24 protein-coding genes are annotated in these 24559 nt (G+C 58.8%); 9 read left to right on the top strand and 15 right to left on the bottom strand.

Going from position 1 to position 24559, the window contains the following annotated elements; all coding sequences use genetic code 11:
• Window positions 1-193: 193 nt before the first annotated feature.
• Window positions 194-961 carry a cache domain-containing protein gene (locus RVAN_RS09185; RefSeq protein WP_013419458.1) on the top strand — a complete coding sequence of 256 codons (768 nt, stop codon included), beginning with the start codon at window positions 194-196 and terminating at the stop codon, window positions 959-961.
• A gap of 279 nt (window positions 962-1240) precedes the next feature.
• On the top strand, window positions 1241-1663 hold the full coding sequence (gene pedF / locus RVAN_RS09180; RefSeq protein ID WP_013419457.1) for a cytochrome c-550 PedF: 423 nt from the start codon (window positions 1241-1243) through the stop codon (window positions 1661-1663).
• 463 nt (window positions 1664-2126) lie between these two features.
• Here the strand turns inward: pedF and RVAN_RS09175 are convergent, their stop codons facing one another.
• The 4 genes from RVAN_RS09175 to RVAN_RS09160 all read right to left on the bottom strand — a co-directional run bounded on the left by RVAN_RS09175 (window position 2127) and on the right by RVAN_RS09160 (window position 6387).
• Complete coding sequence (locus tag RVAN_RS09175) at window positions 2127-2621, bottom strand: c-type cytochrome (protein WP_013419456.1); 495 nt, start codon at window positions 2619-2621, stop codon at window positions 2127-2129.
• Window positions 2618-3235 (bottom strand): pentapeptide repeat-containing protein, encoded by a 618-nt coding sequence (locus RVAN_RS09170; protein WP_013419455.1) that lies wholly within the window; start codon window positions 3233-3235, stop codon window positions 2618-2620. Before RVAN_RS09170 ends, RVAN_RS09175 begins: the two co-directional genes overlap by 4 nt.
• 165 nt (window positions 3236-3400) lie before the next feature.
• Window positions 3401-5272 carry a methanol/ethanol family PQQ-dependent dehydrogenase gene (locus tag RVAN_RS09165; RefSeq protein ID WP_013419454.1) on the bottom strand — a complete coding sequence of 624 codons (1872 nt, stop codon included), beginning with the start codon at window positions 5270-5272 and terminating at the stop codon, window positions 3401-3403.
• A gap of 275 nt (window positions 5273-5547) precedes the next feature.
• A complete protein-coding gene (locus RVAN_RS09160; RefSeq protein WP_013419453.1) occupies window positions 5548-6387 on the bottom strand; it encodes a transporter in 840 nt (279 codons plus the stop codon).
• Window positions 6388-6940: 553 nt separating this feature from the next.
• On the opposite strand from RVAN_RS09160, the gene RVAN_RS09155 reads away from it, so the two are divergent.
• From RVAN_RS09155 to RVAN_RS09130, 6 genes are all read left to right on the top strand, one after another.
• Window positions 6941-8353 carry an alginate export family protein gene (locus RVAN_RS09155; RefSeq protein WP_013419452.1) on the top strand — a complete coding sequence of 471 codons (1413 nt, stop codon included), beginning with the start codon at window positions 6941-6943 and terminating at the stop codon, window positions 8351-8353.
• A gap of 814 nt (window positions 8354-9167) precedes the next feature.
• The gene (locus RVAN_RS09150; RefSeq protein WP_013419451.1) at window positions 9168-9680 is read left to right on the top strand and encodes a hypothetical protein; all 513 of its coding nucleotides are present in this window, start codon (window positions 9168-9170) and stop codon (window positions 9678-9680) included.
• Between the two features lie 22 nt (window positions 9681-9702).
• Window positions 9703-11613, top strand: a complete 1911-nt coding sequence (locus RVAN_RS09145; protein ID WP_013419450.1) for a FecR domain-containing protein — start codon at window positions 9703-9705, stop codon at window positions 11611-11613.
• Between the two features lie 79 nt (window positions 11614-11692).
• Window positions 11693-12178 (top strand): hypothetical protein, encoded by a 486-nt coding sequence (locus RVAN_RS09140; protein WP_155942409.1) that lies wholly within the window; start codon window positions 11693-11695, stop codon window positions 12176-12178.
• Window positions 12165-12578, top strand: a complete 414-nt coding sequence (locus tag RVAN_RS09135) for a type II secretion system protein (protein ID WP_013419448.1) — start codon at window positions 12165-12167, stop codon at window positions 12576-12578. The genes RVAN_RS09140 and RVAN_RS09135 overlap by 14 nt, the downstream gene beginning before the upstream one ends.
• A gap of 47 nt (window positions 12579-12625) precedes the next feature.
• Window positions 12626-13111: a hypothetical protein gene (locus RVAN_RS09130; protein ID WP_041787413.1), complete on the top strand. Its 486-nt coding sequence runs from the start codon at window positions 12626-12628 to the stop codon at window positions 13109-13111.
• 15 nt (window positions 13112-13126) lie between these two features.
• Here the strand turns inward: RVAN_RS09130 and pilO are convergent, their stop codons facing one another.
• The 11 genes from pilO to RVAN_RS09075 form a co-directional block, all read right to left on the bottom strand.
• The gene (pilO, locus tag RVAN_RS09125; protein WP_041787412.1) at window positions 13127-13651 is read right to left on the bottom strand and encodes a type 4a pilus biogenesis protein PilO; all 525 of its coding nucleotides are present in this window, start codon (window positions 13649-13651) and stop codon (window positions 13127-13129) included.
• Entirely contained in the window at window positions 13651-13959 is a 309-nt protein-coding gene (locus tag RVAN_RS20160) for a PilN domain-containing protein (RefSeq protein ID WP_155942408.1), read from the bottom strand. The genes pilO and RVAN_RS20160 overlap by 1 nt, the downstream gene beginning before the upstream one ends.
• A gap of 269 nt (window positions 13960-14228) precedes the next feature.
• Window positions 14229-14918 (bottom strand): hypothetical protein, encoded by a 690-nt coding sequence (locus RVAN_RS09115; protein ID WP_041787409.1) that lies wholly within the window; start codon window positions 14916-14918, stop codon window positions 14229-14231.
• A gap of 137 nt (window positions 14919-15055) precedes the next feature.
• On the bottom strand, window positions 15056-16612 hold the full coding sequence (locus RVAN_RS09110) for a GspE/PulE family protein (RefSeq protein ID WP_013419443.1): 1557 nt from the start codon (window positions 16610-16612) through the stop codon (window positions 15056-15058).
• On the bottom strand, window positions 16609-17799 hold the full coding sequence (locus RVAN_RS09105; RefSeq protein ID WP_013419442.1) for a type II secretion system F family protein: 1191 nt from the start codon (window positions 17797-17799) through the stop codon (window positions 16609-16611). Before RVAN_RS09105 ends, RVAN_RS09110 begins: the two co-directional genes overlap by 4 nt.
• 3 nt (window positions 17800-17802) lie before the next feature.
• Window positions 17803-18333 (bottom strand): type II secretion system major pseudopilin GspG, encoded by a 531-nt coding sequence (gspG, locus tag RVAN_RS09100; protein WP_013419441.1) that lies wholly within the window; start codon window positions 18331-18333, stop codon window positions 17803-17805.
• A gap of 74 nt (window positions 18334-18407) precedes the next feature.
• Window positions 18408-18905 carry a prepilin peptidase gene (locus RVAN_RS09095; protein WP_013419440.1) on the bottom strand — a complete coding sequence of 166 codons (498 nt, stop codon included), beginning with the start codon at window positions 18903-18905 and terminating at the stop codon, window positions 18408-18410.
• A gap of 124 nt (window positions 18906-19029) precedes the next feature.
• Complete coding sequence (locus tag RVAN_RS09090; protein WP_013419439.1) at window positions 19030-19629, bottom strand: HupE/UreJ family protein; 600 nt, start codon at window positions 19627-19629, stop codon at window positions 19030-19032.
• On the bottom strand, window positions 19626-20240 hold the full coding sequence (locus RVAN_RS09085) for a HupE/UreJ family protein (RefSeq protein WP_013419438.1): 615 nt from the start codon (window positions 20238-20240) through the stop codon (window positions 19626-19628). The genes RVAN_RS09090 and RVAN_RS09085 overlap by 4 nt, the downstream gene beginning before the upstream one ends.
• 10 nt (window positions 20241-20250) lie before the next feature.
• Entirely contained in the window at window positions 20251-21237 is a 987-nt protein-coding gene (locus RVAN_RS09080; RefSeq protein ID WP_013419437.1) for a HupE/UreJ family protein, read from the bottom strand.
• The gene (locus tag RVAN_RS09075; RefSeq protein ID WP_013419436.1) at window positions 21234-22139 is read right to left on the bottom strand and encodes a peptidyl-prolyl cis-trans isomerase; all 906 of its coding nucleotides are present in this window, start codon (window positions 22137-22139) and stop codon (window positions 21234-21236) included. Before RVAN_RS09075 ends, RVAN_RS09080 begins: the two co-directional genes overlap by 4 nt.
• A gap of 347 nt (window positions 22140-22486) precedes the next feature.
• On the opposite strand from RVAN_RS09075, the gene RVAN_RS18945 reads away from it, so the two are divergent.
• The gene (locus RVAN_RS18945) at window positions 22487-24535 is read left to right on the top strand and encodes a hypothetical protein (RefSeq protein ID WP_049779307.1); all 2049 of its coding nucleotides are present in this window, start codon (window positions 22487-22489) and stop codon (window positions 24533-24535) included.
• Window positions 24536-24559: the final 24 nt, after the last annotated feature.

Here is a 24559-nt window from a genome sequence, read left to right as displayed (position 1 = left end):
GCGTTCTGGGGGAAGACCCGGAAGATGCCAACGTCGTGGCGGCTTGCACGCAACCTAGTGGAGCGAATTTGACATTTGAGTCCCGGTCACGAGGTGCTGCGAACGGATGCAAATGTCGGAATCGGGCCACTAGGTCGAATAGCTGGCAGCATGCTAGCTTGGGCCCAGTGGTTTTTGGAGGGATATCAAACAGATGAGACGTCAAAGCGGTGCGATTCTGGCGATCGTCGGCGTCCTCGGATCCGCGAATATCGCGGGGGCGGAGACGGTAGAGGAAATCGCCGGACGGCAGGTGTTTCACCGCTGCCAGGCTTGTCATTCAGTTGACCCAGGCAAGCTCGGTTTTGGGCCGAATTTGCATGGGATTGTGGGGCGGCCGGCCGCGTCGCTCCCGACGTTCGTTTATTCCGACGGCTTGAAGTCATCCGGGCTGGTCTGGAATGAGGAAACGCTAAGGAAGTGGATCTCGGACAATACGAAGCTCGTACCGGGAACGCGGATGCGACATGTCGCCATTAACGACAGGGCGGAGCAAGATTATCTTCTCGCTTACCTCAAGGCGCAGTCCGACAACATGGGACCGGCTCAGGCGCAGGTTCTTCTTGATCGCGCTGTCAGCTTTGTTGAGCGCGAAGGACCGCAGCGCGCTTTCGCCGCCTTCAATGATCGGGCCAATGGTGGGTTCGTTGCTCGAGAACTTTATGTCTTTGTCTTCGACATGAAGGGCCGATACATGGCCTCGGGTGCAAATCCTGCCCTTACAGGCACGGATGTTCTTGCAATGAAAGACGCCGAAGGCAAGGAATTGGTCCGCGAAATGATTAATATTGCCCAGTCAGCAGGATCAGGCGAGGTGGATTACGTTTGGCTCAACCGTGCCGAAAACAAGGTGGAGCACAAGCGGTCGTTCATCCGCCGCGTGGGCGATTACATCGTAGGCGTGGGCTACTACCTCAACTGATGTTATCTGCTCTCAAGCCTGCGTCAGACGCAGCTCGCCAGAAGACCAACCGATCCGATGATTAGCTCGGCGTCACTACGCTGACTAAGCCCGAGCTAACATGCATTCGCCCAACCCGTTCAAATAGAGCGGTTTGCGACATCAAGGCGATCTGGCGCAGCATCTCAATAGATGCACGCCTTTGTCAGGTATTTGCGCAAATGGCTGAATATGCCGGAGCCATACCTATCGTAGTATTGACACCAAACACGCGACTTAATCTGCGAGAGCCCTGAGACGATGAAAACGCTGAAGACGATCCTGGGCGGTGCCGCCCTTCTCCTCGCGGCCGCGACAGGCACAGCACTAGCGCATGGTGACATGGCTCCCCAGCCAGTCGACACCAAAGACTTGCCAAAACTCGGCGAGGCATGGCTGCCCGAAAATCCCTATCGCAGCAATCCGAAGGCCATCGAGATCGGCGCTGCGGCCTTCAATCAGAACTGCGCTCGCTGCCATGGTCTCGGAGCGGTCTCGGGTGGCATTGCACCGGACTTGCGCTACCTGCCAGCCGGCCTCGATGGCGATGAGTGGTTCTTGACGCGCATTCGCGGGGGCTCGACTCGCGATGGCCGCGTTTATATGCCGAAATTCGAGGGTATCCTCAGCCAGGAAGCGATGTGGAGCATCCGGGCGTGGCTGGAAACGGTCCACGAGGAGTAGTCGAAGCTGCTCGGCGTCGCGGGCGCACGAAATCCTTACGTATTTTCAGAGAGATGACCATGCCTTAGATCGTCGGCGCGCCTCCTGCCTTGGGTTGGAGGCGCGCCGCCGGACGTTTGTAGTTCAACATCGCTTGCCACCTCACTCCAGCGCTGCCGGGGAAGGGAAACTTCAGTTCACGCTCGATCAATGTCGATGAGTTTTTCGTTGTTCAGACAGCGACTGAACCGGTGAAGGAGCGCTGAACGGCGTGCGGTAGCAGGAAGTATTTGCAACTCGCCTTCATCAAACTGGGTAAACCTAGTGGAGCGAATTTGACATTTGAGGCCCGGTTGCAGCGAGCTCTCGCTCAAATGTCAAATTCAAAAGCTCCACTAAAATCATCAAGTTGCTAGTGGTCCTTGTGATTCCGACATTTGCTCACGAGGTGCTGCCAACGGATGCGAATGTCGGAATCGGACCACTAGTGCGCCGCCATCGTTTCGGATGGGTTCGGCTCAAGGCGCGTGAGCGGACGCGTCTCGATGTAAGAACGAATGGCCCAGATCAGTTCTTGCCCCAGCACCGGCTCCCAAGCGGGCATATGAACGACGCCGACGATGGTCTTTCCCTTGCGCGCGCTGTTGCTGAAGAAAACGTCGTTGTCGGCGACGCACTTCGCCTTGATTTCGGGGGTCTTGATGCGTCTGCAGGCGACATCCATGCGGCGAAGATCGGGCGCTGGATGCCCGGTTGCGTTCGCTTCCGGTCCGTGGCAGCGAGCGCAAGTTTGGGCGAATGCCTGTCCACCGATCTCGATCGCGCCAGCGTTGCCGCGGTACGGGTTCACGCGCCGCCACTCGGTGCCCAACGGCGTGAGCTGTGACGCGTCCACGCTAGGCCGGTTGGCCGCTTCCTGAGCCTGAACTGTGGACAGTCCTGCCAGAAATGTGAAGCCGAAGAAAAACAATCGCCTCATTTCCAATCCTCCGGACACCCTCTGCAGCCCTCGAAAAAGGACTCAGGAAAAATGGTGAAGCGTCGGTAAGAGCCGGTCAAATCCGCGTCCTTGAAGTTCACCGTGAAGAACTTCGTTTCCTGCAAATTGGCATCGACCAACTTGGCACCGACGAACCAAGCGAAATTGGTCCGAGCCGCCTCCAGATTGGCTGCCGTCAGATCGGCGCCCGAAAAATCGGCGCGAAACAGGCGGGCGAATTCCAGATCCGCACCGACAAGCCGAGCATTACGAAAAGTTGCGGTGGGCGCGGTAATCTTGCTCATACGGGCCGCCGTGAGGTCGGCATTGTCGAAGTTTGCGCCCGCAATGTTCGCTCCGCGCAGATCCGCCCGCGCAAGCTTTGCTCCCGAAAAATCGGCACCGGCAAGATTTTTGCCAGAGAGATCTGCGTGCCGTAGATCAACCCCTTGACACTGAGCGTGTGGCCACATTCCGCAGCCGTTCTTGACAAGGGAATCTTCGTCGGCGTCGTCGGCATGCACCGACAGCGACGAAGCTGTGGCTAGCAGGCTCCCCAACGCGATGCCAGCCAAATACCAGCGTAGTTTTTTGTTCGGAAATCGAAAGGTCATGCTTTCCTCGTGTCGGACGCCAATTCGGGGGACCGACTGACGGTTGCGGGAAGCGCGGAAGGCATGCCTCCGCGCCATGCATTCAGAGGTTAGCCGGCAATGAGACGCCGCCGGGGACTGTCCGGGCGGCGTCAAGGCCGGTTTATGCCTTTCAGCGAGGCAGAACTACTTGCTCGCCTGTTTTCCGAAATTGGCGAGCTTGAACACCCACATGGAGCCGCCCTGCGTGACCTGCTTCGTCAGCTCGGCCATATCCCCGCCCCACAGCGGAACCGCGCCGCCATAGCCGGACTGGATGCCGAGATATTGCTCGCCGTCCATTTCCCAGGTGATCGGGATGGAGACGACGCCCGAGCCGGTCTGGAACTTCCAGAGTTCCTTGCCGTTCTTCGCGTCGAACGCCTTGACGAAGCCATCGGACGTTCCGGTGAACAGAAGGCCGCCGCCAGTCGTCAGCGTTCCGCCCCAAAGCGGGAATTTCTCCTTGTGTTCCCAAGCGATCTTACCAGTCTTCGGATCGATGGCGCGCAAGATGCCCACATGATCGTCGTAGACGCGCTTGATGCGGAAGCCCTGGCCCAAATACGCCGCACCAGCCTTATAGGTCAGATGCTCGGTCCAGTAGTCCATAGCCCAATGGTTCGCCGGAATGTAGAACAGACCGGTCTGTGGGCTGTAGGACATCGGCATCCAGTTGGTGCCGCCAAGGAAGGGCGGAGAGACGTAGATGCTTTCGCCCTTCTGCGCGTCGCCCTTTGGCAGCGGTGGGCGATTGTCCTTTTCAATCGGACGGCCCGTCTTGAGATCGAAGCCGGAAGCCCAGGTGATGCCGTCAACGAATGGCCAGGCGCCAATCAACGCCGTTGGCTTGTTCGGGTAGCCCGCGCCGGTCGCCAGCTTCTCGCGATCCGTGACGAAGAAGAAGCCGTTGCGGTCGGCATGCGCCGAGGCCTTCACCGTTTTGCCGTTCGCGTCCTGATAGTCGAACAGGATGATCGAGTTGTTGCCGGAGAAGTCCCAGGCATCGTTCGGCGTGTGCTGGAAGAAGCCCTTGAGTTCGCCCGTCGAGGCGTCGACATAGGCCTGGCCCGAGGTGAACAGGCTGTCCCAGTTCTTCGGATCGTCGCCTTCCTTGGTGCGCTTCCATGTGTTCCACGGAGCTGGGTTACCCGCGCCGATCACAATGGTGTTGGTGTCAACATCGAAGCTGGCCGTCTGCCACGGAGCGCCGCCGCCGTGGTTCCAGGCCTCAACGAGATTGCCGTCCTTGTCGCGTGGCCAGGAAGGCGCCTTCGGATCGCCGGTTGGGGTCGATTCCTTGCCGCCGAGACGTCCGAGATGTCCCTCGACCAGCGGACGCGCCCACACCTCTTCGCCCGTATCGGGATCGCGGGCGAACAGCCAGCCGACGACGCCAAACTCGTCACCCGAAGACCCATGGATGAGCAGCACCTTGCCGCTCTTCTGGTCCTTCACGATGAAAGGTGCACCGGTCATGGTGTAGCCGACCGTGTGATCGCCGAACTTCTTCTTCCAGACGAGCTTGCCGGTGTCCTTGTTCAGCGCCACGATGCCAGCATCGAGCGTGCCGAAGAAAACCTTGTCGCCGTAGATAGCCGGACCGCGATTGACCACGTCGCAACACGGGCGGATATCATCGGGCAGTCGGTAATTGTATTCCCATAGCCGCTTGCCGGTCTTCGCGTCGACAGCAAATATACGCGAGTATGACGCGGTGATATAGATCACACCGTCATGAACCAGCGCTTGGCCTTCCTGTCCGCGCTGCTTCTCGCCACCGAATGAAAAGCTCCACACCGGGATCAGGGCGCCGACGTTATCCGTGGTGATCTTGTCCAGTTTGCTAAAGCGCTGGGCCTTGAGGCCGAGACCGTAGCTCAGGACATCGCCCGGCGTTTTGTCGTCGTTGGCGATCTCATCCCATGTAACCGGACCGGCCAAGGTCGGCACGGCCCCGGCAAGGGCGGCGAGCAAGCCCGCAGCCGCCACCGCAGATTTAAAACGAGGCAATTTCATGCAGTGAGTCTCCTGGTCGTTTCACTATCCAAAGGCAATGGGGCTGCTGGGCGAGAAGCAGCGCTCGCGCCCTACAAAATGAACGCCGATGCAAGACTGCCGATGTTGTGACGACCGGCGTCCCTCCCCAATTTTCTTATTTCCCTTCACTTGATGTGAAGGCTGTTTAACTCTATGGCGGCTGTATAGTCGCTGATATTGCCCAAAGGTCGAAGATCTTCGTCCTTTCGGTGAAAAGGCTATAATATTCGAAGACGATGCCGCCCGTTTCGAGGTTAGCGCTTGTAGGTGACAGGTTCTGCCTGCGGCGCGGACCAAACCGGAAGGATGAGGCGCAGCCAGCCGCGCGTTTCCTCGGTCTCATAGTTTTCCGTCCAGACATCATGCGTCACGTAGGTTTGCAGCGTGAACTTCCCGAAATCGTAGCCAACGAGACCGCCCAGCGCGAACTGAGACTGCTTCTTGTCTGTGTAGAAAGTGCCGCTCGTATCCCACGAGCCGAAGCCAACGAGACCCACCTGCCACTTGTCGATGACCTTGACCGCAGTCAGGTCGAGGTTGACATAGTCGGGATGTGTCCTGACGCCAGCATTTTCATCCTCGCCGGTCAGACCAATGATGACATGAGCAGTCAGGTTCCAGTTATTACCGGTGTAGCTCAACGCCGAACGGCTGTTGAACACCCACATATTCTGTCCGAGTTCGTTGTCGACCGGGCCGTAAGCGCCGACAAAGGTGCTGAAGCCCCAGTTGCCGCCGAGATCCCATGCGATGCCGGCCGTGAAGAACGGATTATAGATGTCGAAATGATCCGTATCATTGGCCAGGCTGTAGCCGACGAACGGCGCGGCTGCGTAGGCCTCGATGCGGCCGCCGGCCACCTGCCATGGCGTCGACCACGCCAGCACAGGAATATTCACACCGAGCGTGGCATCGTCGCCCACTGCTCGAAAACCGCCAACACTGCCTGTGTTGAGAAAATATACCCCCTCCGGCAGGGGTGCGCCTAGCGCGAGGCCTACCGTCTCGCCCGGCTGCGTTATCGAACCGGCCCGCGCCTCAAAAGCGCCTGCCCCTAGCGCCGCAACTGCGGCTGCCGCTATCCTCAGCTTCATTCCCTCTGCCCTCTTCAATAATCGCCCTGAGATGCCCGACCCGCACTGGTTATTGAAACTATCGGAAAAATAGATACAAACTCCTGAAACAAAACACCGAGAACCGGATCGAAAAATTCGTTTGTATGATCGCTATTGAAATATTATTAGTCAATAGGGTTGGCGAGCAGCTAACGCTTCGCTTACGCTTTTGCGAACTAGCGAAACCGGAAAGACACACGTTAGAGGAGATCCAGATGGCAGTCCGGCGGTTGAACCCGGTTTGGGATGAGGCGTCGCGAGCGGCGCATCCATTGGCGCGAATCTCTAGCCGAAAAGCTACATGACGGCGTTCAACGATCTGGCTTAGAACGAATTTCTCGTTGCGCTTTGGGCAAAACAATAGGCGCAACTCGGAAAAAAAAGCAGCGACTGGGCAGTCGTCCGCGCCCCGCGGAAGTGCGGGCCGGGCCGGGGGAAAGCAATGGGTGGGCATTTTCGAGCACCGCGTCGAGCGCGGGCTTTGTGGGTTCGCGGCTGGGCGTGTTTGTTCCTGCTCTGTACGTCTTGCGCGATGATTCTCGCGACGGCGCGCGCCGAGGCCGAGGGCAGCGCATCATCAGTTGGTAGCAAGGAAGAGATCGAGTTCAAGTTCTACCGCTGGAAGGAAGATTACTCCTGGCTGGCAAAAAAGGACGAGCCGCTCACCGGCTACGAACAACTCAAATACATGCCGCTGTTCGGCTCGCCCGATAACTATATCAGTTTCGGCGGTGAGATCCGCTACCGGCTCGACACCTTCGCGCCCTATCTGTTCGATCTGAACGCCCGACAGAAAGACTTCGCCTCCAATCAGGAGCGGATCATGCTCCACACGGATGTGCATCTTTCAAAGAACTTCCGTGCCTTCATGCAGGTGGATGCATCGACTGAGGACGGTCGCGTTACAACGCGCGCCTACGATCAGAGCGGTCTCGACCTCAGGCAGGGCTTCGCGGACTTCATCCTGCCATCCGCCGACCAGGGTACGCTGACAATCAGGCTTGGTCGGCAGGAGCTCTGGCTGGGCCCGACGCGTTGGCTCGCTGTGCGCGACCCGACCAATATTCGCCGCACTTTCGACGGTGCGCTCGTGGAATATGTAAACGGGGGCCTTACGGTCAGGGCTTTCGACGCAAAACCCGTTATCATCGACAAGGGCTGGTTCGACGATACGACATCCGAGATCGAGACGTTCAAGGGCGTCTACGCGATCGCCAAAAAGCCCCTCGGCGCGCCCTTCACGGTGGAAACATACCTGATGGATCGCGAACAGGAGAGTGTGCGCTATGCCCGAGGCACCGCGCGCGAAGAACGATGGACGCTCGGCTCGCGCGTGTCGGGCGACATCGGGCCGATGAAATACGCGGTCGAGGGCGCCTATCAGTTCGGCACATTCGGCACCGCCGACATCTCCGCCTTCGGCTTCAACAGCGACATCAGCAGCGGCGTCGGAAGCCTCGTCGGGATCCCGAAGGAATCGGAAATCAAGCCGCGGTTCGGCTTCCGCACCCATTACGGCACCGGCGATAGAAACCTCAATGACGGAACCTTTCGCACCTTCGCAGCGCCTTACCCTGCCGCAAGCGAGATCGCGGAAATGTCGCTCATCGGCCTTTCGAACGCGATCAACATCTCGCCCTACCTACAGTTTCAGCTTCCGCACGACATCTTCATCGAAGTGAACTGGAACTGGGTCTGGAAGGATACCGTCGCCGATTCCGTCTATGGGCCGCCGGGCACCATATTAACTGCCGGATCGACCGCCCGTAGCGTTGCCGAGATAGCGGAACTGCAACTCGAATGGGACGTGAATACCTTCGTCAAGATCGAGGCGGTCTACGCGCACGTCTTCGCGGGCGATTACATCAGCGCGGCCAAAGGCACGGATGGTGCGAGAGGTTCAGACTCCGACTACGGACGCGCTCAAGTCATGATCCGGTTTTGAGGTGATGTCGTCGCTGCATCGGGCGGCGCCAATATAAAATGCTGGCCCGGGGGCAATGCGCGCTTTGGCGGCGACTGTCACAACGCAATTTGACACGCCGCGGCAAACGCGGTTTTGTCCCCCGTGATCGGCCACCTATCCGTATGTTAGAATTGCGCGGGTGATGCGATCATCGGAGGACTGGACGAACAGGGAGTGCAAGTGACTGATAATCAATGGAAATTTTGCACTGCACCCATGATGGATTGGACCGCGTTGTCTTAAAAGTCCATCTATAACAAACTCTTATAACGCTCATCGAAAAGCGTGTCGTACTGAAGTCGTACCGGCTCTTATGAGGCGAGAGCTTGTCCTTCGTGCTCCTCTCGATAAACATGCTGCGAGATGGAGATTCATCCCGCCTCGATCGGGATGGGGCGCCGCCCATCATGCAGTTCAGCGGTATCGACGCACGTGAGGCGCACACTGTGCCGCTGACGACTTCGTACATTCCTTCGGTCGGACTTTCCAGGTGGGACAAGTTTTCGCCCGCTTCAGCAACCGAAATGAGCTTGCCTCCCTGATGATGTCGCGACATTCGCGCAACAGGATTTGGCTCAGGATGTCAGCGTCGCGTAAGGTTCACGAACCTGTCACGATAGAGCGGCTAGGTTTCGGATAGCGTCTGCTTCGCCTGTCCAAGACCGTTGTACGCGCTTTGGCGACGGTGGGGGACTGGCGCCTGTCAAAGTCCTTACCCCTAGTGATTCACGGATCGCAGGGAGTTGGTGAGTGCTGACCGCGGGTGACTTCAGTCGAACAGGGGCCGAAAGACATGGCGTTGAGTATGGGCGAGCGTCTCCGTTATGCCGCGTATGGGCTCGTCGCGTTGGGTGCATTTGCCGGCTATCTTTGGCTCGAAACTGAGGAAAATGAGGTCCAGCGGGCTGGTATTGCCGAAGCTGTTCCGAGCGACACGCTTCCTGAAATCGGGCTCTACGCTAGCGCTGCACATAGGGCGGGTATCCGCGATCTGTTTGCATTTGTGAGCTTCAATGGCGAGACCGAGGCGCCGCCGCAGGTCGTCCTTCCAATCGCACCGGATCCTGTGATGGCGAGAGCGGACGAGCCCGACAGCTTTTCTGGCGTCCAGGTGATGGGCCTCGTCCGGCGCTCCGACACCATAACTATCCTCCTGCGCGAAGGTCCGTCTCTCAAGACGGTCGCTCTCGATGAGCCGTTTGGAGCGCAGGGACGTCTCGCGGTGCAATCGGTCCAAGGGCGAGACGTCGTCATTATCGATAAGGCTTCGCGAAGGGCGCGGGCATTCACATTGAGCGAAGACTGAGGCGGGGTATCAGGACAGTCCGATGCATTTCAGAACAGTAGCTATTTTGGCGCTCTCCTCGTCCTTGTCCGCCTGCATGGGCAGCGGTCTGCCGAACCTCGGGGTGTCGTCGCAATCCTCGCAGCAAAGCGGGCCAACCTCAATCCAGACCGGCGATAACGACGATCGGAAGCGTTTGCAAACCGTTATGGAATTACGCCGGCGCTATCTTGGCTCTTCCGACACCGAGGGGCAGCAGGAACTGAACCGGGCTGAATCCGAGGCTGCCGCCTATTTTCTCGCCGCCGGCTCCGCACTCGCAAAGGCGGAGCGCTATCCGGAGGCTATCGAAAAATATGAACTGGGGCTGCTGGCTCAACCAACCAATATGGACTTGCAGCGCCAACGCCAGTCCTCGGTCGAGCGCAAGGAAATAGCGCGTCTCTACGCGGAAGGCCAGCAGGCGAAAATGGTCGGTAACACGGACCTCGCGCAGACCTTGCTGCAGCGGGCGGCGACCCTCGATGCGCATGATCCCATCCTGAAAAAGGAATTGGCGGAGCTTGATCGTTCCAAGAGGGGCGACGATCAGCGCTTGGTGCTCGCTGCTTTCCGCTCCGCCAGCCCGGTCGCAGTCAATTTTCGAGATGCGAAGCTTAAGGATGCGCTCAAGACCTTGTGCGATCCCTACGCTCTCAATTTTGTCTTCGATAAGAACGCGGACAATCTGGACGTGAGCGTCAGCGCAAGAAATGTAAGCTTCGAGCAAGCATTCAATATGATCATGCAATCGAGTAATGCAGCCTACAAAGTACTTGGTACAAACTCGATATTTATCTACGAGGATACCCCCGAAAAGCGAAAGCAATATGCGGATCGCTATTTCAAGACATTCCATCTTTCGACACTAAAAGCGGAACGCATGGCCGAGATTCTCAAAGCTTCCATGGACGTAAAAACCGTGTTCGCGAACAACGATCTAGGAACTATTCAAATTCGCGATACGCGGGAGACTCTTGAAGTCGCTGAAAGACTGATCGCCACAAATGACCGAAAACCCGCGGAGATCATGCTTGAGGTCGAGATACTTGAAATAGATCGCACCAAGGCCGAACAGCTAGGGCTGGATTACGGGAGCTCTATCACCGTTCAACTGCCGCAGGTCTCATTCACCGATTTGGCCAATGGGGCCAAGCTCGCGACGAACAGCGTCATCACCTTCCCCACAGTGACGTTCAACTACTTAAAGACCGACGTCGGCGCACGGACACTTTCCAACCCCCGCATTCGCACGGTTGATGGCCAGCCTGCGAAGATTCACGTGGGCGACCGCGTTCCTTTACAGTCCTCATTCGTCCAGGATACCACGGGCCAAACCCGTACGCTTTTCGAATATCACGACATCGGCATTCAGCTGGACGTGATCCCAAAATACCATCTCGACGGCTCGATTTTTGTCGACCTCAAGATCGAGGTCAGTTCCCTCGGTTCAAACCTCGGCACCGCCGCGCAGCCCGCTTACGCCATTGGATCGCGTAATGTTCATACGACTATGATTTTGCGGGAGAACGAGACAGCGCTGCTCGGCGGACTGATCAAAGAGGAAGAACAACACAATATGAACGGCCTTCCAGTGGAGCGCAGCGGGGTGAGCGTTCTGGACAGACTGTTTTCGACCTCAAGCGATAAGGTCGGGAGAAGCGAACTGCTGCTTACAATCACCCCCCGACTTATTCGGCCGCAATCCTTCGCGCAACGGAGCGCGACCGATTTTTATAGCGGCACGGAAGGTACTTATTCGATCCGGGCCGAGCATGAGTATCTCAAGAAGGCCCCAGAGTCTGGGTTAGCGCCCCGATACGTCATCAAGCCGGATAATACGAAGCCATCAGCAGGTGCAGCCGCGAGCGGCGGTACGCCTGACGGAATCCAGCCGACGACATACGGGCGCTAGGCAACGCTTTATGCATACGCCTCTGCGCTCAGGTTCCAAGGCTTCCGCAAGACGGCAAGGTTCCCCCGGGTCATCACTCATGGAAATGGTGGTCGTCCTCGCCATTTTGTCTTTGCTGGCCGCACTAGCGGCGCCGCACGCTCGTATGAACTTGAAACGCGACAAGGAAATACAACTCAGGGAAACGCTGAGGACTGTAAGAAACGCCATCGATCGCTTTCACGCCGACATGACGAAAAGGAAGGACAAAGACGCAAAAGGAGGCGGTGCCAGCCCGAACGGATATCCTCTAGCGCTTCAGGTTCTCGTCGACGGCGCCGCCAACGGCCCGAAGAAGCGCTACCTGCGGTCGTTGCCCGTCAATCCCTTTGCGCCAGCTGGGACGCCTTTCCAGGCGCAATGGACATTCGTCAGCTACCAACGGGGGGACGCTGGCATCACCTCGTCATCCTATGGAACGACGCTTGCGGAAGTCCAGACGGTGAGCGGGGATAAGGACATTTACGATCTTCACGCCATGACAGATGGCATCGCTCTGGATGGGTCGCGCTATGCGGACTGGTGATTTGAAAAAAGGCCAGCAAAAGCGCGGCTCGCGTCGAGGCGGCAGCCCTGGCTTCACGCTCATGGAGATGCTGCTTGTGCTTGCAATTATAGGCGTCCTTGCTTCCGTGGTGGCCCCTTCCGTAATGGGCGCGCTTACGCGAGCGCGCGAGGCCGCACTCCAGCAAGACCTGAAGACCATCCGCAAGTTGATCGACGACTATTACACTGATAAGGGCGTCTTCCCACCGTCGCTTCAAACGCTTGTAGATCAGGGTTATCTGCGAGCGATGCCGCCAGATCCGGTAAACGGAAACAAGACGGCTTGGAAAGGCGTTTCGGCAAAGGAGGGCGGGGTTTTGGATGTGCGTTCTCTATCGACTGAGCGCGGCCAAAATGGCGTTCCATATAGCGAATGGTGATGTCAGACCGAAAGCCGCAGGGATCGCCTGGATATACATTTCCGCTTATGCTCGTCATTATCACGGCATTGGCTTATGGGGCATCACGCATTGAAGTTGCGGCGAGTTACAGGCTGAAGCGCGATAAAGAGGATGAGCTTCTCTTCCGCGGGCTCGCCTATATGAAGGCCATTGACGCTTTCCATACGAGGAACGGCAAATATCCGCGCAGACTTGCTGAATTGGCAGGATCGGGCGCGGGCGCCAGCGGCTTCATCCGGCAACTCTACAAGGATCCGGTGACCGGCAAGGATTTTGATCTCATACGGACAAGCGAGGGGGAGATTACCGGTGTGGTAAGCTCAAGCGCAGCAAGTCCCTTCCGGAAGGTCGATTTCGAAAAGGGGCTAAGAGGGTTCGAGTTGGCAAAGACATATGCGGAGTGGCGGTTCACCGCACGTACTCAGCCCGCCAAGTCTCAGCCCGGCAATTCAGAGATTGCGCCCCTCATTGCAGCTACTTCTGATGGCGACGACTCTTCGGAGACAGATTAAACCGTGTCGCTGGCGTTAGCGCGGACGGGGTCTTGTCAAGACAAGGAAAGCCCGGATGTTGTCCCCGTCACGGGACATTGATGCGCGGTCGACGGTGACATAATCCTGAAGATCGTTAAGACCTGTTACGAACTTGATGATGGTTACGTACGTCCCAGTCAGAACCAGTTCAATCGGCCCGGCGGACTTTTCCGCTCCCGGCGAAGAGATCTGCTGCATGGTCGCGCCGCTCGAGGCCGCAAGCGTTTCGATGGCGTGGATAAATTCGGGTTCCGAAGATCGATGGCCGAGCTTTGCTTCCAGCGCCGTCGCCTGAGAAAGACGCAGGGCGTAGGATTGTGCTGTGCTGGCCGCGGCGCGCAGGCTCCGAATATTCGCGTTCAGTCCTTCGAGAGCGTTGTCGGCCTCCTGGGCTTCCACTGCCGCAGGACGCCAAACCAGCGCTGCGACCGAGCCGAGCAACGCCGACGCCAGCATCAAGATCAGAGCCGCCGCGATCACGGCAGGATGACGGACGATATGGGCGAGCGTGGCTCCCATCATGTACGCGGCTCCATCCTGAAGGGGCGCATGGACAATCTGGCCTGAAAAAGAGGCTCCGAGCCCTCCGCCGATGAAGTCTGTTTCTTGTCGATGAGCCGAACTTCCTTGAAAGAGGCGCTGCGGCTCGCTTTGTCGAAGAAGGCCGTCAGCTCTTCGCTGGAGCGGGAGACGGCAAGCATTTCAAGAGAGCCGCGGTTTCTATCGTATTCCAGACTTGCAACTGCGACTGAAGGCGGCGTCAACGCCTCCAGCGCCGAGAGGACGGCCAGGAGGGACGGCGCGGCGCCAAAGTCGAGCGCGTTCACCGCTTCGATTCGGCGGCGCAACGCGCTGATGGAGGCGGCGTCCGGCGCATTGAGCGGTTGCGCTCGAAGGTCCGCCAATTGAGCGGCGGCGTTCTTGGCCGCTTGCACGGCTCGGTCCTTTGCCTTGCCATATGATGCGCTTTCTGCGACGAGCGCGACTGTCACCGCCAGAGCACCGATTGAAAGCGCAATAAGGCTAGCCGCAAGGAGGAAAGAGACCGCCCGCGTGTCGCGCGAAAAATTTCCGTCTGGAAGAAGCAAAGGCCCTTTCATGACGCCACCGCCCTTGAGGCAGGCGGCGCGTCGGGCCATTGCAGAAGCTTGAGGCCGCGTTCACGGAGAACCGTGCTGGAAAGAAGGCTTGCGATGGGCTGTTCCGCATAGATCGTCGCTGGAGTGTCGAAGCCTTCCGCCGCTATGAGCGCATAGCGGGTCAAACGATTCAACATCCTGCCTGAGGCTACCGCGTCACACGGATCGAGCGCCTTGATGGATGCGAGGTGTACGAGCGCGCCTGATTCATCCCACACGGCGATCGATGTGCCGCCGTGTTCGTCGAAAACGGCGAGGCCCGGTCTTTCCAGGCTCTCCTTGTGCGGTTCCAGGCGCATCAGGTATTCCGGCGCAATGACATCGGCGTGCAGACCTTTGGCCGCAAACGCCTCCCTGATCGTTTGAAGCGTCTTTTTTTCTACCGCGAGACACAGGATCTTCTTGAGGCTTTCGTCGCCTGCCAGGGGCGAGCCCATGACGTCGAAGGCGTCGGCTTCGAGCCGATGGTCCCGGCAAAAGCGCTGAGAAATGACGAGACGGCGATCCGAGGCGGATTTGGGAAGCACAGTAAAGCGCTTGATTCCGGACAGGATGCGCTGGCCTTCGAGGCTTACTTGAACGAACGGCGATGTTATCCTGCGGCCCGGAACGATGGCGTCAAGGACCTCGTCGAGCGCACTCCGCATAGTGCGGGATGGATCGTCGCCAAAGCTGATTTCCGCATTTCTCACCGCTGCACGCGGCCAAGCTTGAGGGCGCCACGTACCCCAGACATGCGCCGCGCCTATTTTCACAAAGCACCTAGCCGGCGACATCATGCGCATCATGTCACCCGCGCCACTTCTGGAAGCGAAGTCAAGCCTTGGGCTGCTTTCGCCAGCGCCGCTTGCCGCATTTCCCGGAACCCGTTTCGCAACGCCACCGCTCGCATGTCTTCGGTGGCGCGGCGCTCCACGATCATCTGTTTAAACTCGGGGGTCAGGATAAGCACTTCAGCGGCGACCGTGCGCCCCGCATACCCCATGCCGTCGCACTCATCGCATCCTTTCGCTTCGCGCCATGCGCCGACGGCAAAGGATGTCTCGTCGAGGCCCAAGGCCGCAAGCTCCCGCTGAGCGTAGACGCGAGGAACGGAGCAGGAGCTGCAAAGGCGGCGCAGGAGCCGCTGTGCGACGACGCAGCTCAATGCCGCCACAAGCTCATGAAGATCGATCTCCATATGCGTGAAGCGAGAGATCACGTCGATGGCGTTGTTGGCGTGCACGGTCGTAAAGACAAAGTGCCCCGTCAGAGCCGCTTGAACGGCAATCGACGCTGTCTCCCGGTCGCGGATCTCGCCCACCATGATCCTGTCCGGGTCGTGCCGCAGGATGGACCGGAGGCCACGGGCGAAGGTCAGCCCCTTCTTGTCGGCCACAGGTACCTGTAACACGCCGGGCAGCTCATACTCGACCGGGTCCTCGATGGTGATGACCTTTTCCTCACGCGTGCTGAACTCGGAGAGGCAGGCGTAAAGGGTGGTTGTTTTACCCGACCCGGTTGGCCCCGTAACAAGGAGCATACCAGCCGACGCGCGGGCTATGCGGGCGAGCGTTTCGCGGTCTTTCTCCTCGTAGCCAAGCGCTTCGAGGGTCAGTGCCCTGCTTTTTTCCATCAAATGGGCTTTGTCGAGCACGCGGATGACGATGTCTTCGCCGTGAACTCCCGGCAATACGGAAACGCGAAAATCGATATCGCCTTGCCTGCCGCGAAGCCGGAAGCGGCCATCCTGCGGAATGCGGTGCTCGGCGATATCGAGGTCTGCCATGACCTTTATCCGCGACACGATTGTGGGCTGATAGGCAGGGTCGAAAGGCCCGAGCGCCCGCGTCAGAACGCCATCGGTCCGGAAATCGACCGAGACGCCAGCCGCATCCGAGTGAATGTGGATGTCGCTCGCCTGCTTCTGGAGCGCCGCACGGATCGTTTCGTTGACGAGCCTCACCACCGGTGCGGCGTCCTTGCCGAAGGCGTCCAGATCGATGGCCTCGCTGCTGCCCTGCTCCGTCTCGCGTACAAGCGCGAGGCTGAACTCGTCCCTCACGTCTTCGAGCAGCGTGCGGCCATCGCCGGACTTGTTGAGCAAGGCGTCAATCGCCTCGGCCGGGCTGCCTATAAATTCTATCTGACTTTTGCACAAAAGGCTAAGCGTCTGCTCGAGTTCCAGGTCGTCGGGTCGGCTGGTGGCGACGTAAAGAATGGGGCCTTCGACGCGTAGCGGGGCCACTCCGAGCCGTCTCGCGTCCGAAGCCGCCAAGCGCTCAAGCGCCTCGGGTTCGATCTTGACGCCGTTCAGATCGTCGAAGGGCAGCCAATAGCGGTGCGCGATTTCGGGCGTCACTTGATCAGTTCCGTCAGTGTGAAGATCGGGAGATACATGGCCACGACGACGCCACCGACGAGGAAACCGGCAATCAAGAGAACGGCGGGCTCCATGAGGCTGGTCAGCCGGGCGAGGCTGTCGGCAAGTTCCTCCTCTTGCTGCGCCGCTACCGCGCCGAGCATGCTGTCCAGGCTCCCGCTGGCTTCACCTGCCGCAATCATCTTCAAGCTCATGGGGCGAAAAAGGCCTCCGCTGGCGAGCGCTTTCGAAAGAGGGACGCCCTCCTGGACGGCGCGCTTTGCGTCATCGAGAAAGTGAGCGAAGTATCGATCCGAGACGCTTTTCGTTGCGAGGGTCAAAGCCTTCGTGACCGTTGCGCCAGAGGCGATCATGATGGAAAGCATCCTTGCCGTGGCAGCTGCGGCGGAAACGCGTCGGAAACCGCCTAGCAGGGGAATTTGAAGGAGGAGCCTGTCGCGCATGATCCCGCCTTTGAGGGTTGAAACCGCAATGCGGTCCAATATCCAGACGCCGATAACGGCCGCAGTAATCCCGATCGCTATGGCCGGGAAGTGCCGCTCGACTGCGATAAGGATCTGAGTAGGCGCCGGCAGTTCGCTTCCAAGCTCCCGGTACATGCCAATGAAGTTGGGAATCACTTCCAGAAACAGGAATGTAAGCACCGCCGATAGTGTCGCGAGCAGCGCGGCGGGATAAGTCATCGTCTTCAAGACCTGCGCCCGCATCTTCATCTTGAGATCGGCATAATTCTGATAGCGTTGGAGGCAGTTCGGCAATGCGCCAGCCTCTTCGCCCGTGCCAACGAGGGCGATATAGTCGGCATCGAACGCGCCTTGCGCCTTGCTCATCCCTTCCCGTAGAGAACCGCCACGATTGACCTCACTCAAGACGAGTCGCAGCGCCTTTTCGAGTCTTGGCTGCCCCGGACGCACAGCGAGAAGCGCGAGCGACTCGGGAATGGACAGCCCCGCCTGCAGGAGAACAGTCAGCTCCCGGTTGAAATTCGCGATGTGCTTGAAGGGCGGCCGCCGGCTCGACGCTGCGCTGCGCTGCGCCCGGCCGGACTTGAGGATCAAGTCGCGGGCGGCAAGGATCTCACGTAGATGTTCGACGGAATCCGCTGTTTCCGTGCCCTGCGCGCGCTCGCCGTTCAAAGTAAGCGCGCTGTAGGAAAAGATCGCCACGGCTTAGCGCTTCTCCGTCGATGCGGTTGCCGCACCAATATCCCAGCTCGTGATGTCGGCATCGTTGCCGACTCCGCCATCTCGGCCATCGGCGCCATAAGAGTAGAGGTCGTATTTGCCATGCTCGCCGGGAGATCGATAGTTGTATCGGTTCCCCCAGGGATCGGCGGGGAGCTTGTCGCTCTTGAGATAGGGCCCATTCCAGGCCGCCGAGGAGCCCGGCTTACGAACAAGAGCGTCGAGCCCTTCCGCCGTGCTGGGATAGCGGCCGGCGTCGATGAAGTACAGGTCGAGCGCTTTGCTGAAGCCATCGATTTGAAAACGCGCGCTCTTCACCTTGCTTGTCTCGAGATAGTTGAGGACTTTCGGCCCCACCAGACCGACGATAAGGCCGATGATAGAGAGAACGACAAGCAGCTCGATTAGGCTGAAGCCCGGAGAGCCGCTTTTGGGTGCCGCGCCGCAGTCTTTAACTTGTCCCGACAAGTGCAGCGGTTCCGGGAAACTGATGCGTCTAGGTGGAAGGCGGTTCATGAGCATTTCCTCAAATCATAGGCAGACAGCTGCTATCTTCAAGACAATGGGTTGGTCGCTGCATGGCGACCCGCCTAGGGCGATAGCAAATTCATCCTCTCGAAGACCCAGAAGGCAAAAAAGGTCGGCCCAAGAAATAGCGCGAACGGAAGCGCCTCCGTCAGCGCTGGAGACTGACCGCGCCATGCTTGCGCGCCCAACGCCAAGACCAACGCTGCGACGGACGCGGACGTGATGGCATAAAAGCCGCTGAGCGTGGGCGACCATACCCCAGCCGCGGCCATTAACTTGACGTCGCCCAGACCGAGCCCGTCCCTCCCACGAATGAGTCTGAAGAGCACAGCGACAGAATAGCCAAAGAAGCCGAGAATAGCGGCTCTAGCGGCGAGTTGCTCGAACGTTTCCAACGCGCTCGTGTAACTGGCTTCAGGATCGCAGAACGCGAAAGCCGCGCCCGCCGCGCCAAGGGCAAGCAAGGGATAATCCGGCACGATGCCAAACGCCCAGTCGTCGCGAGCGATGACAACCACACACGAAAGAAAAACCAAGCCGAAGACAAGGCTTATCAGCATTGTCCCTTACCCGTGACGCGCGGTTGAATGACATGAAAACCCAAACTTGACAATTTGGTCATGTCACGATTGCGATGCCGGGTTGAGAATAGCTGGCGCCCAGCGAAAGATTTGTGACAGCGTTTCATAAAACACTTGCGCCAAGCATCATTACGCCGATAGCGAAGATCCAACTTCCCAGCGCTCGCACACCGAAGCGGGCCGCTCGCCAGCGCTGCGTCAGGATTGCAGTGATAGCAGCGACGATGAGGACGGTGATATAGCCCGCAACGACTACGCCCGGAGCAAACAGCGCAGGGTTCACCGCCTCCGTCATGGCCGCGCCGTTGGAGTAGCCGTGGCTGATGCCGAAGGCGAAAGCAAGAGCGCCGACAGCAAAGGGCGTCAGCGGCAAGGTCAGGGCAACCAGAGCGCCGAGCACGAGGATCGAGACCATATTTGCGGTCGTCAGAAATGCCAGATCAGGTTGCACAGAGCCAATGGCGACACCAAGTCCGATGCCGATCGGAAAGGCCAAGAGAGCCAACCGCCCGGCTTTCGGTTCCAACCCGACCAGCATGCCGAGAGCAAGCCACGGCACCATATGCTCAAGAGCGGTCAAAGGGTGCAGCATCCCGTCGTAGAAATTGCCGAAACGCGTATTTACAAGATGTGCACTTGCCGGTTCCGGGAGGGCGACGGCTATTGCCAAGGCCGCAAGCAGTGTGGCGAGACGCATGCTCATGCGATGGCCCCGGCCCAGCCAGCAACGAAGTAACATCCGAGGCATGCGATCAGGACGCCGCAGCCCCGCACCAGCCGTGCGCCCATCGGCCAGGCGACGAGAAGCCCTATGATAATGCCGCAAAGATGCAGCAGTCCGGTGGCGAGGACGAAGCCGACGCCGTAGGCAAGCGGATTGGCGGCCTCCGGCAGTTCGGCGCCATGTGCATGACCATGGAAGATGGCGAAGGCGGCAACGATGAGCCCCGCGATGACAAGCGGCGGACGCGCGTTCAGCGCTACCATGAGGCCCAATACGACGGCCGAACCGGAAACGAGAAGCTCCACCATCGGCAGCGGCACGCCAAGCACGCCGAACAATCCGCCGATGGCCATAACCGAGGGGAAAGCGATCGGGAGCACCCAGATGGCCGGGCTTCCGAGCTGGGCTCCCCACAAGCCCACAGCGACCATCGCAACCAGATGGTCGGCCCCGAAGATTGGGTGGGTGAAGCCGCTGAGAAAGCCGCCAGCTACCCCGACCTGCGTATGCGCGAAGGCCGGAGATGACGCCGTCAAACACAAGGCAAATGCAGCCAGAGAACCAAGACCAAACCGATAAGAATGCGCCATTTCCCTCTCCTTACGCGCCCAATATCACGCTCATCCGACCGATGAACCAGAACATCGCAATTGACCCAATCGCGTAGGCCGGCGCTGGATCGAACCGGGGATCGAACCGTACTTCCAGCATGCGGTGCGCCCATTGGAGGGCGAGCACGACGAACACGAAAACGATTTGTCCGATTTCGACGCCGACATTGAATGCGAGCAATGCCAGCAGAACGCTATCTTGCGGCAGTCCGAGCTTGACCAATGCGGTTGAAAAGCCGAAGCCATGCAGCAGCCCGAAGGCAAACGCCACGACCCATGGATGTCGAACGGTTAGCCCGACTTGCCCACGCTGAAGCTTGATAATCTCGATGCCGACGAACACAATTGACAGGGCAATCGATGCGTTGACCGCGCGCTCCGGCACTCCCACCCAGCCCAGCGTCGCCGCGGCGAGCGTGATGGAGTGAGCCACCGTGAAGGCGGTGATGGTCTTGACCAGCATCCATCGCGAGCGCACGAGCCAGATGAGCCCCAGAACGAACATCAGATGATCGACGCCGAGCAGGATGTGCTCGAAGCCGATGGAGATATAGGCTCTGACAAGGTCAGTAATGGCACCCAGACTCGCGCCGTCGCCCGGTCCCATGGTCAGGCTCGGGTTGCCGCCAGTTAAGGTCGTGGACTGCGTTTTTCCGTCCGCAAACGTGATCTGGACCACCGCGCCCGAGTAAATCTCGCCGAGTTTCTCCACGGTAAGCGTGCCGACGAGCTTACGGTCGCCGCATTCCAGGAGAGGGGGCGCAGATTTGCAATGCGGAGGGAAGACCACCGAGGGGGGGCTGATGCCTTTGGAGGATTCGAACACCCACTTCGTAGTATAGCGGCCCGGCGTGTCCTCCTTGATCTGCAGGACTGCAATCGGCGTGTCATGGGCATAAGCAGCCGTTTGCACCGCCAGCAGCATCACCCCGAGGACCGCCGCCAGAGAAAGGATCAGTAGCGCCCCCTTTCTCATTTATCTTCCGCCCAAGTCTGCTTGGGCTCGACCAGAGCCGAAGCGTCGAACTCCTCGCCGGGCTTGTCGCTCGTAGCAGTGTTGAACGCTGTCTCGAGCCGCTTTGCATGAGACATCACGATTGTGTAACGCATGCGCATGTCCCGGATCGCTTCGAGGGCTTTTTGCCTCCTCTGGGCCGCTTCCCAATCCGCCTTCACTATGTGTTTCACTTCGTCGAACACAGCCGGGACTGCTGGGTGGAGGGCATCGACGCGGGCGATATGCCACCCCTGCTTGGATTGAAGCACGCGCCATGTCGTGTCGCGGTTCGCAAGGAGGGCGGCCGCGAAATCGGACCCAAACACCTGACTGAGATTTTCGGGTGAGAGATTCCGATAGCTGCGAACCTGGTCGGTGTAGGGCTGCGGCACCGCCTCCCGCACAGTTTCGAGTAGATCGCTAACCTGTTTCTGATTGCCGGTTTTGAGATCTGCGACGAAGAACTGGCTAACGTCAAAGCGCTCAGGCGAATCGTAGTTGGCCCTGTGCGACTCGAACCAGCCTTTTAGCTCATCATTTGACGGGGTGGGAACGACCAGATTGCCCATTACCACCTCCCGCATTTTAAGGACGAGGCGGGAGCGGAACATCTCGTCGCCCTGGTCAAGCCCGAGCCCGAGCGCCTCGCGATAGTAGACTTCGTTCTGCAGCCAGCGACTGAAGAGCTGATTCAGTTCATAGTCTGTGGGTTCTCTGCCGCGCGCATCCTTGAACAGCGTGACGAGTTCCCTTTCAACTGCATTATTGATGGTGATGGTAAGCCGATCAGGAGGACGGATATAGTGGTCGGCCGCAAAAATCAGCAACCCCAGCACTAGAAAGTGTAGCAGGGGCTCCCGCAGCAACGTTGAACTCTTCATTCTCGGAGGCCCTCGAAGGGTCGGCAAATGTTGGAACTGACGCATTGACTGCGATCGAGGGGCTATAAACAAGCGTAGATTGCATTGTCAAGAATAACAGGGGGAACAGATTACAATTTCATTCATCACAGGCCATAGCGCAACACCATAACTTCCGCGAGCAGATATGTAGAAACACACCCTTCAAATTTCACAAATGTTTCATTAATCCGTTATGTTTCCCTGATTAGATCGGCTCGCAGCGTGCGCCTGAATCATAAGATGACAGTTTTATTACAGATCATCTTTATATATTTTCGGCATGCGCTTTTATGGGCAAATTTGGGGGAAGACTTGTGAAGAAGGTAATGTTAGCAAGCGTCAGCGTGACGGCGCTGACAGTGGCTGCGGCAAGCCTCATGGCTCCGTCAGCCGTGCTGGCTGGGGATTTCAACAGCAAGTACACGGCGGCGGGCGCCTATATGTCCGGCGACTTCCACAATCACACTACATGCGCCGACGGCGCAGTCAGCGTGAAGACGCTGGCCACCCAGTCGATGGTCAATCTCGATTGGTTCGTTCACACCGACCATGGCGGCGCCTACCCGCGCGACTGCCGGTTCGACGATTTCGCCTATGACGGCCCGGATGACGGCCAGGGCAAGCTTTGGGAGGACACGGTCGGCAAAGCAGCCATCAAGGGCGATCCTGCCCCGACCACGACCTCAAACACCGGCCACAATGCCAACGGCACGGTGCGCTCCGCTCAACAGATGTGGCGCTGGCAGAGCCTGCAGGAGTATCAGTTTCCGGACCTTATCGAGCGGCGAAACGCCCTTCAACAGCCGATCATGGCAGGCATGGAGTGGGTGGTGCCCGCCCATGAGCATACCAGCACCGCCATTATTACCGGGCAGTACGCTGCGGTTCCGAACGTCAACGGGCAGGCCCAGTTCGAATACTGCTTCGCCGTAAATAGCGACGACACCAGCGGAGGCGGTGGTCAGGGCTGGACCTGCGAAATCACCAACGCGGATAACGACAAGCTGCGCACGCGCTTCGGGGCCGGCAAGAGCGACCAAGGGACCGGTGACTACAACAGCACGCTGGGCACGAAGGGCATCAACATCGCTGACAACGGCGAGCATGTGAAGTCCACAGCGGCCGTCTACTGGATGCAGGAGAAGCATGCTGGCGCCGCCTATGCCGTGCCCGCGCATCTCGAACGGGCTGGCGCTTTCGTGCCGGGTCAGAATCGAGGCTATAACATCGAGCACCTGCGCGATTGGAATAACGCCGCCCCGGACGTCGCCTTCGGTTTCGAAAGCCAGCCCGGCCACCAGGCAGCCTCGAACCGCGGCGAATACAGCGCCGACCGCTCACCTAACGGGTCTGCGGGACAATTTACCTACGGCGGCACCGGCTGCTATGCCGCTGCGGAATCTGCAAAACCTGGTTACGACTTCGACGGTAAAGCGCTCACCGCGGCCGATTTCGGCCCGAACGGCCGCTTCGCGGGAATTCCGTCCAACGCCAACCCTACTGGCGTGACGCTATGTAAACCCGGCGTCCGCACCATGTGGGATGCCATGCTCTCCGAAGGCCGCCACTATTGGTTCTTTGCCTCCTCGGATTGGCATAATCGCGGGAACTTCGCCCCGTTCGACAAGTACTCGACCCAGGATTTCTGGCCCGGCGAATATCAGAAAAACTGGACCTTCGTTCGTAAAACCAGTGCTGGCCCCGCTCAGGACATCGTAAACGGGCTTCGCAGCGGCAATAACTTTGTCGCTATGGGCGGCTTGATCGACGATATGTCGTTCAAGGCTTGCACCGCCAACGCTTGCGCCACCATGGGCGAGACGCTCACCGTGAACAGTGGCGCTGATGTCACCGTGACCATCGCGGTGCACGATCCAAACGGCACAAATCTGAGCCCCTATAGCTTCAATAATCCTGCTCTGTTGCAACTCGGCATCAAGCAGCCGATAAACAAGCCGATGGTTGCACAGATCGATCTGATTCAGGGCGATGTTCATGCGCCCTACACGGCCAGCGCAAATCCCGACGCTTATAAGGATCCGCTTGCGCCAGCCACTACCAAGATCGCCAAGAGCTGGAACTTCCCCGTCAAGGCGGCCAGCGAGTGGAAGACAGTCACATACGTCATACGTTCAGTCACCGCCAATAAATACATCCGGGTTCGCGGCAGCAACCTTCCGGCAGGCACGCCTAACAAGCGTGATGCGGACGGCAACCCGCTGCGCGACGATATTGGCTCGAACAACATCAAGTGTTCCGATCCGGCTTGCCCGGCGCACGTCAACGGCAAGTTCGAAGCCGACATCGAGGGCTGGAGCGACCTCTCCTTCTTCGCCAACCCGATCTTCATCCAGATCAAGGGAAGCGCGTCGTAAACCCTAAGTCGCGTTTTCTAACCA

This window comes from Rhodomicrobium vannielii ATCC 17100, from assembly GCF_000166055.1.
Taxonomy (GTDB): Bacteria; Pseudomonadota; Alphaproteobacteria; order Rhizobiales; family Rhodomicrobiaceae; genus Rhodomicrobium; species Rhodomicrobium vannielii.
The sequence above is the reverse complement of the archived record's forward strand: the minus strand, read 5'-3'. Positions and strand labels throughout refer to the sequence as shown.

Bases quoted from the DNA above. Each gene is read 5' to 3' on its own strand.
- RVAN_RS09165 (WP_013419454.1), bottom strand. From the start codon at position 5,272: ATGAAATTGCCTCGTTTTAAATCTGCGGTGGCGGCTGCGGGCTTGCTC.
- RVAN_RS18945 (WP_049779307.1), top strand. From the start codon at position 22,487: ATGTTAGCAAGCGTCAGCGTGACGGCGCTGACAGTGGCTGCGGCAAGC.
- RVAN_RS09170 (WP_013419455.1), bottom strand. From the start codon at position 3,235: ATGACCTTTCGATTTCCGAACAAAAAACTACGCTGGTATTTGGCTGGC.
- RVAN_RS09155 (WP_013419452.1), top strand. From the start codon at position 6,941: ATGATTCTCGCGACGGCGCGCGCCGAGGCCGAGGGCAGCGCATCATCA.
- RVAN_RS09080 (WP_013419437.1), bottom strand. From the start codon at position 21,237: ATGAGAAAGGGGGCGCTACTGATCCTTTCTCTGGCGGCGGTCCTCGGG.
- RVAN_RS09090 (WP_013419439.1), bottom strand. From the start codon at position 19,629: ATGAGCATGCGTCTCGCCACACTGCTTGCGGCCTTGGCAATAGCCGTC.
- pedF (WP_013419457.1), top strand. From the start codon at position 1,241: ATGAAAACGCTGAAGACGATCCTGGGCGGTGCCGCCCTTCTCCTCGCG.
- RVAN_RS09140 (WP_155942409.1), top strand. From the start codon at position 11,693: ATGGAAATGGTGGTCGTCCTCGCCATTTTGTCTTTGCTGGCCGCACTA.
- RVAN_RS09185 (WP_013419458.1), top strand. From the start codon at position 194: ATGAGACGTCAAAGCGGTGCGATTCTGGCGATCGTCGGCGTCCTCGGA.
- RVAN_RS09115 (WP_041787409.1), bottom strand. From the start codon at position 14,918: ATGCGGAGTGCGCTCGACGAGGTCCTTGACGCCATCGTTCCGGGCCGC.
- RVAN_RS09095 (WP_013419440.1), bottom strand. From the start codon at position 18,905: ATGCTGATAAGCCTTGTCTTCGGCTTGGTTTTTCTTTCGTGTGTGGTT.
- RVAN_RS09075 (WP_013419436.1), bottom strand. From the start codon at position 22,139: ATGAAGAGTTCAACGTTGCTGCGGGAGCCCCTGCTACACTTTCTAGTG.
- RVAN_RS09160 (WP_013419453.1), bottom strand. From the start codon at position 6,387: ATGAAGCTGAGGATAGCGGCAGCCGCAGTTGCGGCGCTAGGGGCAGGC.
- RVAN_RS09150 (WP_013419451.1), top strand. From the start codon at position 9,168: ATGGCGTTGAGTATGGGCGAGCGTCTCCGTTATGCCGCGTATGGGCTC.
- RVAN_RS09085 (WP_013419438.1), bottom strand. From the start codon at position 20,240: ATGGCGCATTCTTATCGGTTTGGTCTTGGTTCTCTGGCTGCATTTGCC.
- RVAN_RS09130 (WP_041787413.1), top strand. From the start codon at position 12,626: ATGCTCGTCATTATCACGGCATTGGCTTATGGGGCATCACGCATTGAA.
- RVAN_RS09175 (WP_013419456.1), bottom strand. From the start codon at position 2,621: ATGAGGCGATTGTTTTTCTTCGGCTTCACATTTCTGGCAGGACTGTCC.
- RVAN_RS09135 (WP_013419448.1), top strand. From the start codon at position 12,165: ATGCGGACTGGTGATTTGAAAAAAGGCCAGCAAAAGCGCGGCTCGCGT.
- RVAN_RS09145 (WP_013419450.1), top strand. From the start codon at position 9,703: ATGCATTTCAGAACAGTAGCTATTTTGGCGCTCTCCTCGTCCTTGTCC.
- pilO (WP_041787412.1), bottom strand. From the start codon at position 13,651: ATGGGAGCCACGCTCGCCCATATCGTCCGTCATCCTGCCGTGATCGCG.
- gspG (WP_013419441.1), bottom strand. From the start codon at position 18,333: ATGAACCGCCTTCCACCTAGACGCATCAGTTTCCCGGAACCGCTGCAC.